The 13870-nt window shown below is 61.6% G+C and carries 13 protein-coding genes; 11 read left to right on the forward strand and 2 right to left on the reverse strand.

Translation table 11 applies throughout. The annotated features are described in order from the left end of the window. The 5 genes from DBR46_RS16705 to DBR46_RS16725 all read left to right on the forward strand — a co-directional run bounded on the left by DBR46_RS16705 (nucleotide 1) and on the right by DBR46_RS16725 (nucleotide 6761). Entirely contained in the window at nucleotides 1–1785 is a 1785-nt protein-coding gene (locus tag DBR46_RS16705) for a GMC family oxidoreductase (RefSeq protein ID WP_124527064.1), read from the forward strand. Nucleotides 1786–1797: 12 nt separating this feature from the next. Next, on the forward strand, nucleotides 1798–3048 hold the full coding sequence (locus tag DBR46_RS16710; protein ID WP_124527065.1) for a cytochrome c: 1251 nt from the start codon (nucleotides 1798–1800) through the stop codon (nucleotides 3046–3048). A gap of 81 nt (nucleotides 3049–3129) precedes the next feature. Next, entirely contained in the window at nucleotides 3130–4188 is a 1059-nt protein-coding gene (locus tag DBR46_RS16715; protein ID WP_124527066.1) for a PA0069 family radical SAM protein, read from the forward strand. A 226-nt stretch (nucleotides 4189–4414) separates the two neighbouring features. After that, nucleotides 4415–5146: a carbonic anhydrase gene (locus DBR46_RS16720; protein WP_124527067.1), complete on the forward strand. Its 732-nt coding sequence runs from the start codon at nucleotides 4415–4417 to the stop codon at nucleotides 5144–5146. Nucleotides 5147–5231: 85 nt separating this feature from the next. Continuing rightward, the gene (locus DBR46_RS16725) at nucleotides 5232–6761 is read left to right on the forward strand and encodes a SulP family inorganic anion transporter (RefSeq protein WP_124527068.1); all 1530 of its coding nucleotides are present in this window, start codon (nucleotides 5232–5234) and stop codon (nucleotides 6759–6761) included. A 143-nt stretch (nucleotides 6762–6904) separates the two neighbouring features. On the opposite strand, the gene DBR46_RS16730 is transcribed toward DBR46_RS16725, so the two are convergent. After that, complete coding sequence (locus DBR46_RS16730; RefSeq protein WP_017734712.1) at nucleotides 6905–7552, reverse strand: hypothetical protein; 648 nt, start codon at nucleotides 7550–7552, stop codon at nucleotides 6905–6907. A gap of 366 nt (nucleotides 7553–7918) precedes the next feature. On the opposite strand from DBR46_RS16730, the gene coxB reads away from it, so the two are divergent. The 4 genes from coxB (at nucleotide 7919) to DBR46_RS16750 (ending at nucleotide 12316) form a co-directional block, all read left to right on the forward strand. Next, entirely contained in the window at nucleotides 7919–9046 is a 1128-nt protein-coding gene (gene coxB, locus DBR46_RS16735; protein WP_124527069.1) for a cytochrome c oxidase subunit II, read from the forward strand. A gap of 58 nt (nucleotides 9047–9104) precedes the next feature. Next, the gene (ctaD, locus tag DBR46_RS16740; protein ID WP_124527070.1) at nucleotides 9105–10691 is read left to right on the forward strand and encodes a cytochrome c oxidase subunit I; all 1587 of its coding nucleotides are present in this window, start codon (nucleotides 9105–9107) and stop codon (nucleotides 10689–10691) included. A 150-nt stretch (nucleotides 10692–10841) separates the two neighbouring features. Further along, nucleotides 10842–11393, forward strand: coding sequence for a cytochrome c oxidase assembly protein (locus tag DBR46_RS16745; protein WP_124527071.1), 552 nt, complete (start codon nucleotides 10842–10844; stop codon nucleotides 11391–11393). A gap of 35 nt (nucleotides 11394–11428) precedes the next feature. Then, nucleotides 11429–12316 carry a cytochrome c oxidase subunit 3 gene (locus tag DBR46_RS16750; RefSeq protein WP_124527072.1) on the forward strand — a complete coding sequence of 296 codons (888 nt, stop codon included), beginning with the start codon at nucleotides 11429–11431 and terminating at the stop codon, nucleotides 12314–12316. A gap of 6 nt (nucleotides 12317–12322) precedes the next feature. Here DBR46_RS16750 and DBR46_RS16755 read toward each other — a convergent pair whose 3' ends face one another. After that, a complete protein-coding gene (locus DBR46_RS16755) occupies nucleotides 12323–12526 on the reverse strand; it encodes a twin transmembrane helix small protein (protein WP_017734707.1) in 204 nt (67 codons plus the stop codon). A 28-nt stretch (nucleotides 12527–12554) separates the two neighbouring features. Here DBR46_RS16755 and DBR46_RS16760 point away from each other — a divergent pair, with 28 nt between their 5' ends. After that, nucleotides 12555–13319: an SURF1 family protein gene (locus DBR46_RS16760; protein WP_124527073.1), complete on the forward strand. Its 765-nt coding sequence runs from the start codon at nucleotides 12555–12557 to the stop codon at nucleotides 13317–13319. Next, nucleotides 13285–13869 carry a hypothetical protein gene (locus tag DBR46_RS16765; RefSeq protein ID WP_124527074.1) on the forward strand — a complete coding sequence of 195 codons (585 nt, stop codon included), beginning with the start codon at nucleotides 13285–13287 and terminating at the stop codon, nucleotides 13867–13869. Before DBR46_RS16760 ends, DBR46_RS16765 begins: the two co-directional genes overlap by 35 nt. Nucleotide 13870: the final 1 nt, after the last annotated feature.

Here is a 13870-nt window from a genome sequence, read left to right on the forward strand (position 1 = left end):
GTGGCGACCATCATGAAGAAAGTGGACGCAGTGATTGTCGGCTTCGGCTGGACCGGCGCGATCATGGCCAAGGAGCTGACGGAAGCCGGCCTCAACGTGGTAGCGCTGGAGCGCGGCCCGATGCAGGACACTTACCCGGACGGCAACTATCCCCAGGTCATCGACGAGCTGACCTACAGCGTGCGTAAAAAACTCTTCCAGGACATCTCCAAGGAGACGGTGACCATTCGCCACAGCGTGAATGATGTAGCCCTGCCCAACCGGCAGTTGGGCGCGTTCCTGCCGGGCAATGGCGTCGGTGGTGCGGGCCTGCACTGGTCGGGTGTGCACTTTCGTGTCGATCCGATCGAGCTGCGCATGCGCAGCCATTACGAAGAGCGCTACGGCAAGCACTTCATTCCCAAGGACATGACCATCCAGGACTTCGGCGTCAGCTATGAAGAGTTGGAGCCGTTTTTCGACTACGCCGAAAAAGTCTTCGGCACCTCCGGCCAGGCGTGGACCGTGAAGGGACAGTTGGTGGGCGAAGGTCGTGGCGGCAACCCGTATGCACCGGACCGTTCCAACCCGTTCCCATTGGAATCGCAGAAAAACACCGTCTCCGCACAGCTGTTTCAGAAAGCCGCTGCCGAGGTCGGTTACAAACCCTACAACTTGCCGTCGGCGAACACCTCGGGGCCGTACACCAACCCCTATGGCGCGCAGATGGGCCCGTGCAACTTCTGCGGTTTTTGCAGCGGTTACGTGTGCTACATGTATTCCAAGGCTTCGCCGAACGTGAACATCCTGCCGGCGCTGCGCCAGGTGCCGAACTTCGAGTTGCGGCCCAATTCCCACGTGCTCAAGGTCAATCTCGACAGCACCAAGAGCAAGGCCACGGGCGTGACGTACATCGACGCCCAGGGCCGTGAATGCGAGCAACCAGCCGACCTGGTGATTCTCGGCGCGTTCCAGTTCCACAACGTGCGCTTGATGCTGCTGTCGGGCATCGGCAAGCCTTACGACCCGATTACCAATGAGGGCGTGGTGGGCCGCAACTTTGCCTACCAGAACATGGCCACCATCAAGGCGTTCTTCGACAAGGACACCCACACCAACAACTTTATCGGTGCTGGCGGCAATGGCGTGGCCATCGATGACTTCAACGCGGACAACTTCGACCACGGGCCCCATGGCTTTGTGGGGGGCTCGCCGATGTGGGTCAACCAGGCCGGCAGCCGGCCGATTGCCGGGACGTCCAACCCACCGGGCACCCCGGCCTGGGGCAGCGCGTGGAAGCGCGCCACTGCCGATTACTACACCCATCAGGTATCGATGGATGCCCACGGTGCGCATCAATCCTACCGGGGTAACTACCTGGATCTGGATCCGGTGTATCGCGATGCCTACGGTCAGCCGTTGCTGCGGATGACATTCGACTGGCAGGAAAACGACATCAAGATGAACCGCTTCATGGTCGAGAAAATGGGCAAGGTCGCCGAGGCGATGAACCCCAAGGCCATTGCCGTGCTCGGCAAAAAGGTCGGTGAGCACTTCAACACCGCGTCGTACCAGACCACCCACCTCAACGGTGGCGCGATCATGGGCACCGACCCCAAGACCAGCGCGTTGAACCGTTACTTGCAATGCTGGGATGTACACAACGTGTTTGTCCCCGGCGCGTCCGCTTTCCCACAAGGCTTGGGCTACAACCCTACCGGCCTGGTGGCGGCGTTGACCTATTGGTCGGCCCGCGCTATCCGCGAGCAGTACCTGAAAAACCCCGGCCCACTGGTTCAGGCATAAGGAGCGATGACCATGAAAGCATTTGTTATCGCCTCTCTGGCGCTGTTCAGCAGTTGCTCGGTAAGCGCTGCCGAAACCGACCTGATCAAGCAGGGCGAATACCTGGCCCGCGCCGGTGACTGCGTGGCCTGCCACACCGCCAAGGGTGGCAAGCCGTTCGCCGGCGGCTTGCCGATGGAAACGCCGATTGGCGTGATCTATTCCACCAACATCACCCCGGACAAGAGCGGCCTGGGCGACTACAGCTTCGAAGACTTCGACAAGGCCGTGCGCCATGGCGTCGCCAAGAGCGGTAGTACGCTTTACCCGGCCATGCCCTATCCGTCTTACGCGCGCGTCAGCGATAGCGATATGCAGGCGTTGTACGCGTACTTCATGAAGGGCGTGGAGCCGGTGGCCCAGGACAACCAGGCCAGTGATATTCCATGGCCGTTGAGCATGCGCTGGCCGTTGGCCGCGTGGCGCTGGATGTTTGCGCCTGAGGTTGCCGAAGCGCAGCCAGCCGCGCAGGCCGACCCGGTGATCAGCCGTGGCGCCTATCTGGTGGAAGGGCTCGGCCACTGCGGCGCCTGCCACACGCCGCGAGCCCTGACCATGCAGGAAAAAGCCCTGAGTGCCAGCGAGGGCAGCGCGTTCCTGTCCGGCAGTGCGCCGCTGGAAGGCTGGATCGCCAAAAGCCTGCGCGGTGACCACAAGGACGGCCTCGGCAGCTGGAGCGAGGAGCAACTGGTGCAATTCCTCAAGACCGGCCGCAGCGACCGTAGCGCGGTGTTTGGCGGGATGAGCGATGTGGTCGTCCACAGCATGCAGTACATGTCGGAAAATGACCTGACGGCTATCGCCCGTTACCTCAAGAGCCTGCCGGCGGTCGATCCCAAGGATCAGCCGCACCTGTACGACAAACAGGTCGCCGAGGCCCTGTGGAAAGGCGACGACAGCCAGCGCGGCGCATCGGTGTACATCGACAACTGCGCCGCTTGCCACCGCACCGATGGCCATGGCTATACGCGGGTGTTCCCGGCCCTGGCCGGCAACCCGGTGTTGCAGACGGCGGACGCCACCTCGTTGATCAACATTGTGTTGAACGGCGGCACCCTGCCCGCTACCCACGCGGCGCCGTCCACCTTCACCATGCCGGCGTTCGCCTGGCGCCTGTCGGACCAGGAGGTGGCGGATGTCGTCAGCTTTATCCGTGGCAGCTGGGGCAACCAAGGCGCACCGGTGAAAGCCGGCGACGTGGCGGACTTGCGCGAAAAGCACTGATCGTTACCTGACCGCCAAACGGCACTGGTCAGAAACCTCGCGCCTCGATACTGTATATAAAAACAGTATCGAGGCGTTTTTATGTCTACTCCGCTGCCGCCCCGTGGCCGGGGCACGGCCACCAACCTGCATAACCGCTTTGCGCCCACCGTCAGCGTGGCCGAGGACGACGGCTGGTATCAGGAAGTGCCGCCGACCCAGGGCACCGAAGTGCGTATCGAAACGGCCAAGACCATCATCACCCGTAACAACTCCCCGGACTTGCCGTTTGATCGCTCGATCAACCCCTATCGCGGCTGCGAGCACGGCTGCATCTACTGTTATGCGCGGCCCAGCCATGCCTATTGGGACATGTCGCCGGGGCTGGATTTCGAGACCAAGCTGATCGCCAAGAGCAACGCCGCCGAGGTGCTGGAGCAGCAACTGTCGAAGCCGGGTTATGTGTGTGCGCCGATCAACCTGGGGTCCAACACCGACCCTTATCAGCCCATCGAGCGCGAGTACCGCATCACCCGGCAAACCCTTGAGGTGCTGCTGCGCTACCGGCACCCGGTGACCATCATCACCAAGGGCTCGCTGATCCTGCGCGATCTCGATTTGCTCACGGAGTTGGCTCGCCAGCGGCTGGTGGCCGTGATGATCAGCCTCACCAGCCTGGATGACGAACTCAAGCGCATCCTGGAACCGCGCACGGCTGCGCCCAAGGCACGGTTGCGGGCGATTCGGGTGATGCGCGAGGCGGGCATCCCGGTGGGCGTGTTGTGTTCGCCGATGATCCCGATGATCAACGACAGCGAGCTGGAAAGCCTGCTCACCGAAGCACACGCTGCCGGCGCGCAAAGTGCGGCGTACATGATGCTGCGCCTGCCGCTGGAGGTGGCGCCGTTGTTCGAGGAGTGGCTGGCGGCGCATTACCCGCAGCGCGCGGCCCATGTGATGAGCCTGGTGCGCCAGGTGCGTGGTGGTGAGGTGTATGACAGCCGGTTCGGCGTGCGCATGCGCGGCGAGGGGCCTTTTGCCGATCTGCTGGCCCAGCGTTTCAGCAAGGCGGTCAAACGCCTGGGGCTCAATCGTCGGGAAGGGTTTAATCTGGATTGCACGGCGTTCTGTCCGCCAGGCAGGCAGATGGCGTTGTTGTAGACTGTTGAGGAAAGGTGCGCGTTTTCTGTAGGAATAGTCTCACTTTGACATCACTGAAACCCGCGTTCTAGAGCGGTTCATTCAGTTTGAGTTAAGTTTCGGCGGCTACCTTGTTCAGCGAGTGACTGATGAGTCGGCGGCCTGGTTTTTGGCGTTTGCAACGATTGCACTGGCCTGGCGTCGAACGCACTTGAATACTCCCCTGCATTAACCAAGAGGAAGAATCATGAGTGATAAGGATAAACAGCCGTTGGCTGCGTCGGCTTCAGCCCCAGAGGTGGCGGAAACCGCCGATGCAGCGCTAAAGCATATCGTTGACGGCTTTTTGCATTTCCATCACGACGTCTTCCCCCAGCAGGAAGAACTCTTCAAGAAACTCGCCACGGCCCAGAGCCCACGGGCGATGTTCATTACCTGCGCCGATTCGCGCATCGTCCCCGAGCTGATTACCCAGAGTTCGCCGGGCGACCTGTTCGTGACCCGTAACGTCGGTAACGTGGTGCCGCCCTACGGTCAGATGAACGGCGGTGTTTCCACGGCCATCGAGTACGCGGTGCTCGCCCTGGGCGTACAGCACATCATTGTCTGCGGGCACTCCGACTGTGGTGCGATGCGCGCGGTGCTCAACCCCGACAGCCTGGAAAAAATGCCAACGGTAAAGGCCTGGCTGCGGCATGCCGAGGTCGCCAAGACCATGGTCCATGACAACTGCGACTGCGCCAATGAAAGCGAAAGCATGAAGGTGCTGACCGAAGAAAACGTCATCGCCCAGTTGCAACACTTGCGCACCCACCCTTCCGTGGCTTCGCGCATGGCCAATGGTCATTTGTTTATCCATGGCTGGATCTACAACATCGAGACCAGCGAGATCCGTGCCTACGATGCCGATCAGTCCACGTTCAGACCCCTGAACGGCGAAGGGCCAATCCCTTGCGCGACGCCTAAAGCGCGCTTCTAAAACACTTCCCTGCCGGGTAATGCGGTGGCTGCCATGGATGCAGCCAGGTATTACCGCGCCCGGCGAATGCCTCGGGAGAGTCATCATGCGTGCTGCTCAATTGAAAGCTGTATTACCACGGGAGCTGCTCGCCTCGGTGGTTGTGTTCCTGGTCGCCCTGCCCTTGTGCATGGGTATTGCGATTGCGTCCGGCATGCCGCCGGCCAAGGGTTTGATCACCGGGATCATTGGTGGCCTGGTCGTCGGGTGGCTGGCGGGTTCGCCGCTGCAAGTCAGCGGCCCGGCGGCAGGCCTGGCGGTGTTGGTGTTTGAGTTGGTACGCCAACACGGAATGATGATGCTGGGGCCGATTCTGCTGCTGGCGGGCTTCCTGCAACTGGTGGCCGGGCGGTTGCGCCTGGGGTGCTGGTTTCGCGTAACGGCGCCAGCGGTGGTGTATGGCATGTTGGCGGGCATTGGCGTGCTGATTGTGTTGTCGCAGATCCATGTGATGCTCGACGGTGTGCCCAAGCCTTCGGGGTTGGATAACCTGGCGGGGTTCCCGGCGGCGGTGGCGCAGGCCATTCCCAGCCTGGGTTGGCAGGCGGGCTTGCTCGGGTTATCGACGATGCTGGTGATGTACCTGTGGGATAAACTTCGCCCGAAAACCCTGCGCTTTGTGCCTGGCGCATTGCTGGGAGTGGGCCTGACCACGCTGGTCAGCCTGATGCTGGCGTTGCAGGTCAAGCGTGTGGAAGTCCCGGAAAACCTTGCGGACGCCATCGATTGGCTGCGCCCCAGCGACCTCTTGAACCTGGCCGATCCGCAACTGTTGATCGCGGCATTCGCCGTGGCCTTTATCGCCAGCGCCGAAACCTTGCTCTCCGCCGCCGCGGTGGACCGCATGCACAACGGCCAGCGTTCGGATTTCGACAAGGAATTGTCCGCGCAAGGTGTCGGCAATATGTTGTGTGGCCTGGTCGGCGCCCTGCCGATGACCGGTGTGATCGTGCGCAGCTCAGCCAATGTCCAGGCTGGTGCGACCACGCGGTTATCGGCGATGTTCCACGGGCTGTGGCTGTTGGCATTCGTGCTGTTGCTGTCGAGTGTGCTGCAAAGCATTCCGGTGGCGAGCCTGGCGGGCGTGCTGGTGTACACCGGGATCAAGCTGGTGGACATAAAGGCGTTCAAGGCGTTGGGACGTTATGGGCGCATGCCGATGTTCACCTATGCGGCGACGGCGCTGGCGATCATCTTTACCGACCTGCTGACCGGTGTGCTGGTGGGCTTCGGACTCACGCTGGTGAAGCTGGCATTCAAGGCGTCGCGCTTGAAGGTGAGCCTGATCGACCTGCCCCAGGACGGTGAAATGGAACTGCGCTTGAGCGGGGCGGCGACCTTTCTGAAAGTACCGGCGTTGACCCAGGTGCTGTCGACGGTGCCGGCGGGGACCACCGTGCATGTGCCGCTGAACAACCTGAGCTACATCGACCACTCCTGCCTGGAGCTGCTGGAGGAATGGGGGCGGGCCAATGCGGCGAAGGACTCGAAACTGGTGATCGAGGCGCGTGGGTTGAAGCGCCGGCTGGAAGGCCGGGTGCGGATGACGACGGGGATAGGTTCGGCGGCAGTCTGACCACCGCAAAACAATGTGGGAGCGGGCTTGTGTGGGAGCGGGCTTGCTCGCGAATGCGGTGGATCAGTCGGCACACTTGTCACTGACACACCGCATTCGCGAGCAAGCCCGCTCCCACATTTGACCTTCACCGGTCTCGAAAACTAAGCCGGTTGATCCAACGCCAACTCCACACCCAACTGCCGCGACAGGCACGGCCAGCGCTTCCACGCCGCTTCCGTGTCCGGGCTCTTGAGCGTTTCGCGATAAGCCTCCACCGACTCCAGCGCAAAGCTGTCTTCGTTGAGCATCTCATCCACCGCCAGATGCACGGCCTCATCCAGGCTGTTGGCAAATGCTTCGCCGATCAGTTGGTGCGCAATCAGGTTGGCGACGGTGGTGTCCGCCGGGATCAACGGCTGGCCGAAATGCTTGATATACAGATCGTTTACTTCTTCCACCAGGCGATGGGCCAGGTAGGCCTCGTCCAGCAGGCCGTCGAGCCCTTCGTGCCCGGCGAGGATCGCGGGCGGCTGCAGGAAGAATTGCTCGGCGATTTTCAGCACCGGCTTGATCTGGCTTTCGATACCGGCCTCGCGGGCCACGTCGTTGGCGGCGTCGAGCAAGTCCGGGACGAGGTCGATATAAGCGGTCACGAAGCGCGTCATGACAATGTTGCGATCACCGTCAGCCAGAGAGATGGCCGAATGCAGGTGCGGCAATTGGGTTTCCAGTTGCTGGGCAAGCTGGCCCGTGCTGGCTTCGTGTTGATGGGCACGGGAAATCTGCTCGCGCAATGCGGCGGTGTTCATGAGGGCTCCAGTGATGCAGGCGTAGGAAAAGGGAGAGGATAAGGTAGCTCGTTTATACGAGCGCCTCAGACGCATTTGTCATAATTATTTCATGGTTATGCGCCTGCGTTATATCGAAATGCCATCGTTCGTCGGATAAACGATTCCGCCCCCGGGTTTATTGGCTCCGCCCGTCTGTTTTCGCTGATTTGTCCCCACACATTGCGGGGTTGCAGGTGCTGTCTATACTCGGTTTTGTAAGCAATTAGCTGATGACGCCAGACTGCATAAGCAGGTGAGGCTAAGCGGTTGTAAGCAGTATGGAAGCCGCTCCCTTCGACGCAGGTGCAAACCGGCGGGATAACAAGAACGATAAGGGGAACCCGCATGACGCGACATCCACACGTTTGGATGGGCCTTCTGTTGTGGTCGGTATTCGGCCAGGCGCACGCCGCCTGGACCACGAATATGGCGCCAGGGGCGACTGAAGTCAGCCACGCTGTGTTTGACCTGCACATGACCATTTTCTGGATCTGTGTGGTGATCGGCATCATCGTGTTTGGCGCGATGTTCTGGTCGATGATCCTGCATCGCCGGTCCACGGGCCAGGTAGCGGCCAAGTTCCACGAGAGCACCACCGTGGAGATCCTCTGGACCGTGGTGCCCTTGCTGATCCTCGTCGCGATGGCCGTTCCGGCGACCAAGACCCTGATCAATATCTACGACAGCAGTGAGTCGGATATCGATATCCAGGTCACCGGCTACCAGTGGAAGTGGCACTACAAATACCTGGGCCAGGATGTGGAGTTCTTCAGCAACCTGGCCACCCCCGCCGAGCAGATCCACAACCAGGCGACCAAGGGCGAGCACTACCTGCTGGAAGTCGATCAGCCGCTGGTATTGCCGGTGGGCGCCAAAGTGCGCTTCCTGGTGACCGCCGCCGACGTGATCCACTCCTGGTGGGTGCCGGCCTTTGCGGTCAAGCGCGACGCCATCCCCGGCTTCGTCAACGAGGCCTGGACCCGCGTCGAGAAGCCCGGCATCTACCGTGGCCAATGCGCCGAGCTGTGTGGCAAGGATCACGGCTTCATGCCCATTGTGGTCGAGGTCAAGTCCAAGGCCGACTACGAGACCTGGCTGGGTGAGCGCAAGGAAGAGGCCGCCAAGCTCAAGGAACTGACCTCCAAAGAGTGGACGCTGGAAGAGCTGGTGGCCCGCGGCGACAAGGTTTACCACACCACCTGCGTGGCTTGTCACCAGGCGGAAGGCCGGGGCCTGCCGCCGATGTTCCCGGCGCTCAAGGGCTCGAAGATCGCCACCGGCCCTGCGGTTGACCACCTGAGCATCGTTTACCACGGCAAGCCCGGTACCGCGATGGCGGCCTTTGGCAAGCAGCTCTCGGAAGTGGATATCGCCGCCGTTGTCACCTACGAGCGCAACGCCTGGGGCAACAACAAAGGCGACATGGTCACGCCCAAAGACGTGCTGGCCATCAAGCAGGCGGAAAGCAAATGACTGACTTCAGAGCGTCCAACTCGACCGGCCCCGCCCACTCGCCTGCAGGAGAACGGCCATGAGCACTGTGATCGATGACCATGGTCACGCCGACCACGCCCACGGCCCCGCCAAAGGCCTGATGCGTTGGGTGCTGACCACCAACCACAAAGACATCGGCACGATGTACCTGTGGTTCGCCTTCGCCATGTTTCTGCTCGGCGGTTCGTTCGCCATGGTGATCCGTGCCGAACTGTTCCAGCCCGGCCTGCAGATCGTCGAGCCGGCGTTCTTCAACCAGATGACCACCATGCACGGCCTGATCATGGTGTTTGGCGCGGTGATGCCGGCGTTTGTCGGCCTGGCCAACTGGATGATCCCGCTGATGATCGGCGCGCCGGACATGGCCCTGCCGCGCATGAACAACTTCAGCTTCTGGCTGCTGCCGGCGGCCTTCCTGCTGCTGGTCTCGACCCTGTTCACTCCTGGCGGCGGGCCGAATTTCGGCTGGACCTTCTACGCCCCGCTCTCCACCACCTATGCGCCGGAAAGCGTGACGTTCTTTATCTTCGCCATTCACCTGATGGGCATCAGTTCGATCATGGGCGCGATCAACGTGGTCGCCACCATCCTCAACTTGCGCGCGCCGGGCATGACCTTGATGAAAATGCCGCTGTTCGTGTGGACCTGGCTGATCACCGCGTTTCTGTTGATTGCGGTGATGCCGGTGCTGGCGGGTTGCGTGACCATGATGCTGATGGACATCCACTTCGGCACCAGCTTCTTCAGCGCGGCCGGTGGCGGTGACCCGGTGCTGTTCCAGCATGTGTTCTGGTTCTTCGGCCACCCCGAGGTGTACATCATGATCCTGCCGGCCTTCGGCGCCGTCAGCTCGATCATCCCGACCTTCTCGCGCAAGCCGTTGTTCGGCTACACCTCGATGGTGTACGCCACGGCAAGCATCGCGTTCCTGTCGTTCATCGTGTGGGCGCACCACATGTTCGTGGTGGGCATTCCGTTGGTGGGCGAGTTGTTCTTCATGTACGCGACGTTGCTGATCGCCGTGCCGACGGGGGTGAAGGTGTTCAATTGGGTCAGCACCATGTGGCAAGGCTCGCTGACCTTCGAGACGCCGATGCTGTTTGCCGTGGCCTTTGTGATCCTGTTCACCATCGGCGGCTTCTCCGGGCTGATGCTGGCGATTGCCCCGGCGGACTTCCAGTACCACGACACCTACTTTGTGGTGGCGCACTTCCATTACGTACTGGTGCCCGGCGCGATCTTCGGCATCTTCGCCTCGGCCTACTACTGGCTGCCGAAATGGACCGGCCACATGTACGACGAAACCCTGGGCAAGCTGCACTTCTGGCTGTCTTTCGTGGGCATGAACATGGCGTTCTTTCCGATGCACTTTGTGGGATTGGCGGGCATGCCGCGGCGGGTGCCGGACTACAACCTGCAGTTCGCCGACTTCAACATGGTGTCGTCGATTGGCGCGTTCATGTTCGGTGCCACGCAGATCTTCTTCCTGTTTATCGTGATCAAGTGCATCCGTGGCGGCCCACCGGCACCGGCCAAACCGTGGGATGGCGCTGAAGGGCTGGAGTGGAGCGTGCCTTCGCCGGCGCCGTACCACACCTTCACCACGCCGCCGGAGGTCAAATGAGCACTCCGGCCAGCCAGCCACCACCAACCCCCTGTGGGAGCGGGCTTGCTCGCGAAAGCGGTGTGTCAGGCGCCACATGTAGTGCCTGGCAAACCGCATTCGCGAGCAAGCCCGCTCCCACATTGACCGCGTTCACTTTGGGAGGGCGTCATGGCTGAGTCCGTGCCAATCAGGCGGCTGGTCACCCGCCTGCTGATCCTGGTCGCCGCCATGTTCGCCTTCGGCTTCGCCCTGGTGCCTATCTACGACGTGATGTGCAAGGCGTTCGGCATCAACGGCAAGACCGCCGGGCAGTACGAAGGCTCGCAGGTGGTGGACCCGTCACGGCAGGTGCGCGTGCAGTTCCTGTCCACCAATGCCATCGACATGGTCTGGGAGTTTCACGCCAAGGCCGATGAGGTGGTGGTCAACCCCGGTGCGGTCACCGAGATGCTGTTCGTGGCCTACAACCCCACGGACAAGGCCATGACCGCCCAGGCCGTGCCGAGCATTTCCCCGGCGGAAGCGGCGATGTACTTCCACAAGACCGAATGTTTTTGCTTTACCCAGCAGGTGTTGCAGCCGGGCCAGCGCATCGAGATGCCGGTGCGTTTTATCGTCGATCGCGACATGCCCAAGGATGTGAAGCATTTGACCCTGGCGTACACGCTGTTTGATATCACTGCGCGCCAACCGCCGGTGGCCGTCCACAGCGGCGGCTAGCTACTGTTTGCCCCCTCAATCAGGAGAGCGAATACATGTCGTCTCATGATACGTACTACGTACCAGCGCAAAGCAAATGGCCAATAATTGCCACGGTTGGCATGCTGGTCACGGTGTACGGCCTGGCCGTGTGGTTCAACGATCTCAAGGCCGCGCGCCCGGAATCCCACGGCCCGTGGATCTTTTTCGTCGGCGGGCTGTTGCTGGCCTACATGTTGTTTGGCTGGTTCGGCGCGGTGATCAAGGAAAGCCGCGCCGGTTTGTACAGCCCGCAGATGGACCGCTCGTTCCGGTGGGGCATGACCTGGTTCATCTTTTCCGAGGTGATGTTCTTTATCGCATTCTTCGGTGCACTGTTTTATGTACGGCACATGTCGGCGCCGTGGCTGGCGGGCGAGGGCTCAAAAGGCATCGCGCATATGCTGTGGCCGAACTTCGAGTTTGCCTGGCCGTTGCTCAACAACCCTGATCCAAAACTGTACCCCGCGCCGGAAGGAACGATCAGCCCGTGGGGCCTGCCGCTGGTCAATACCATCTTGCTGGTGAGTTCCAGCGTGACCATCACCATTGCTCACCACGCGTTGCGCAAAGGTCATCGCGGTGCGCTGAAGATCTGGCTAGCGATCACCGTGCTGCTGGGGTTGGCGTTTCTCGGGTTCCAGGCCGAGGAATACATCCACGCCTACAAAGAGCTGGGCCTGACCTTGGGCTCGGGCGTCTACGGCGCGACGTTCTTCATGCTCACCGGTTTCCACGGCGCCCACGTGACCATCGGCACGATCATTCTGTTTGTGATGCTGATGCGCATCCTCAAGGGGCACTTCAATGCCGAGCATCAGTTCGGCTTCGAAGCGGCGAGCTGGTATTGGCACTTTGTGGATGTGGTGTGGATCGGCCTGTTTTTCTTCGTCTATGTGCTGTGAGGCGATTTACCACGGCGCGTGAGACACCAGCTGGCCGCTGAAAAAGCCCCAGGTGATCAGCGCCAGGGTGATGACGGCGAACACGACACGCACGGTCAAGGCAGTGACGAGGCGATTGGAGTTGCCCTCGTCCTTGACCAGAAAGAACAAGCCACTGAACAGGCTCACAACGGTCGCGATCAGCATCAGGGCAATAGCGGCTTTGAGCATGGTCGGGCTCCAATGGGATGGGCGGGCAATGAAAACAAGTATAGCCAGCGCCATGAAATGCTTTCGCCCCGGGATCGCGCCGACACTGGTGGTGTTGGTGCTGCTGCCCTTGATGGTAGGCCTGGGGTTTTGGCAACTGTCTCGCGGCCATGAAAAGCAGCTGCTGGTGGACAGTTACGCCGAGCGGCGCGCGGCGGAGCCGATCAGCAGCGCGCAACTCAATGACATGCCGGACCCGGCCTTTCGCCGCGTGCGCTTGCGCGGCCAATTTGACGCCGAACACAGCGTGTTGCTCGACAACCGCATGCGCGACGGCAAGGCCGGCGTAGAGCTGTTGCAACCCTTCCACGACCAGGCCAGCGGCCTCTGGCTGTTGCTCAATCGCGGCTGGCTGCCCTGGCCAGACCGACGCACCCCGCCCGCCTTCACCACCCCGGCCACGCCGGTGAATCTCGACGCCTGGGTGTATGTTGCCCCCGGCGAAACCTTCCAGCTGCATGCCGACCCGGCGACCGCGCAATGGCCGCGCCTGCTGACCGCCTTGCACCCTGGCGCGCTGTGGGCGGAACTGGGTCGCGGCGGCTTTGCCTACGAGCTGCGCGCCGAAGCCGGCCCCGGCACGTACGACACCACGTGGGCCGTGGTCGCCATGGGCCCGGAAAAACACCTCGCCTACGCCGTGCAATGGTTCGCCATGGCCCTGGCGTTGCTCGCGCTGTACCTCTACCTCGGCTGGCACAACACAAAGGAGAAGTCCCATGGGAGCGGCCATGAATCCACTCAACATGTCTGAGGCGCCGGACCGGCGCAAAGGCCGCTGGCAGTTGATCCTGATCCTGATGATGGTGATCGGCCCGATGGTGCTGGCCACGTTCATGTACAAATTGCAGTTCTGGGTGCCGGACAGCCGCAGCTACCACGGCGAGATGATCGGCAACGGCCAGACCCGCGCCGACATCGGCGTGCAGGCCGATGAAGAGCGCTGGCAGCTATTGGTCACCGCGCCCGCCGCCTGCGCTGCCGATTGCCAGCAACTGGTGTACCTGGCGCGCCAACTGCAAATCGGCCTGGGGCGTGATGCATCGCGGGCCAGCCATGCCTTGGCCAGTGCGCAGCCGGTGGGCGCCGAGTACGAGGCCAAGCTGAAGGCCGAATATCCGCAACTGCAACGTTACCCTCTGGACCTTCCGACGTTCCGCAAGGACGCCGCCGCGCCGGGCGATGCGCAGCTATGGATCGTCGACCCCCACGGCAACCTGGTGTTGCGCTACGACGCCACGGTCAAGGGCAAGGACTTGCTCAACGACCTGCGCCACCTGCTGAAACTGTCGAATATCGGATAAG

Origin of the sequence: Pseudomonas sp. KBW05 (assembly GCF_003852405.1) — a bacterium.
Classification (GTDB): Bacteria; Pseudomonadota; Gammaproteobacteria; order Pseudomonadales; family Pseudomonadaceae; genus Aquipseudomonas.

Bases quoted from the DNA above. Each gene is read 5' to 3' on its own strand.
- DBR46_RS16710 (WP_124527065.1), top strand. From the start codon at position 1,798: ATGAAAGCATTTGTTATCGCCTCTCTGGCGCTGTTCAGCAGTTGCTCG.
- DBR46_RS16715 (WP_124527066.1), top strand. From the start codon at position 3,130: ATGTCTACTCCGCTGCCGCCCCGTGGCCGGGGCACGGCCACCAACCTG.
- DBR46_RS16720 (WP_124527067.1), top strand. From the start codon at position 4,415: ATGAGTGATAAGGATAAACAGCCGTTGGCTGCGTCGGCTTCAGCCCCA.
- DBR46_RS16725 (WP_124527068.1), top strand. From the start codon at position 5,232: ATGCGTGCTGCTCAATTGAAAGCTGTATTACCACGGGAGCTGCTCGCC.
- DBR46_RS16730 (WP_017734712.1), bottom strand. From the start codon at position 7,552: ATGAACACCGCCGCATTGCGCGAGCAGATTTCCCGTGCCCATCAACAC.
- coxB (WP_124527069.1), top strand. From the start codon at position 7,919: ATGACGCGACATCCACACGTTTGGATGGGCCTTCTGTTGTGGTCGGTA.
- ctaD (WP_124527070.1), top strand. From the start codon at position 9,105: ATGAGCACTGTGATCGATGACCATGGTCACGCCGACCACGCCCACGGC.
- DBR46_RS16745 (WP_124527071.1), top strand. From the start codon at position 10,842: ATGGCTGAGTCCGTGCCAATCAGGCGGCTGGTCACCCGCCTGCTGATC.
- DBR46_RS16750 (WP_124527072.1), top strand. From the start codon at position 11,429: ATGTCGTCTCATGATACGTACTACGTACCAGCGCAAAGCAAATGGCCA.
- DBR46_RS16755 (WP_017734707.1), bottom strand. From the start codon at position 12,526: ATGCTCAAAGCCGCTATTGCCCTGATGCTGATCGCGACCGTTGTGAGC.
- DBR46_RS16760 (WP_124527073.1), top strand. From the start codon at position 12,555: ATGAAAACAAGTATAGCCAGCGCCATGAAATGCTTTCGCCCCGGGATC.
- DBR46_RS16765 (WP_124527074.1), top strand. From the start codon at position 13,285: ATGGGAGCGGCCATGAATCCACTCAACATGTCTGAGGCGCCGGACCGG.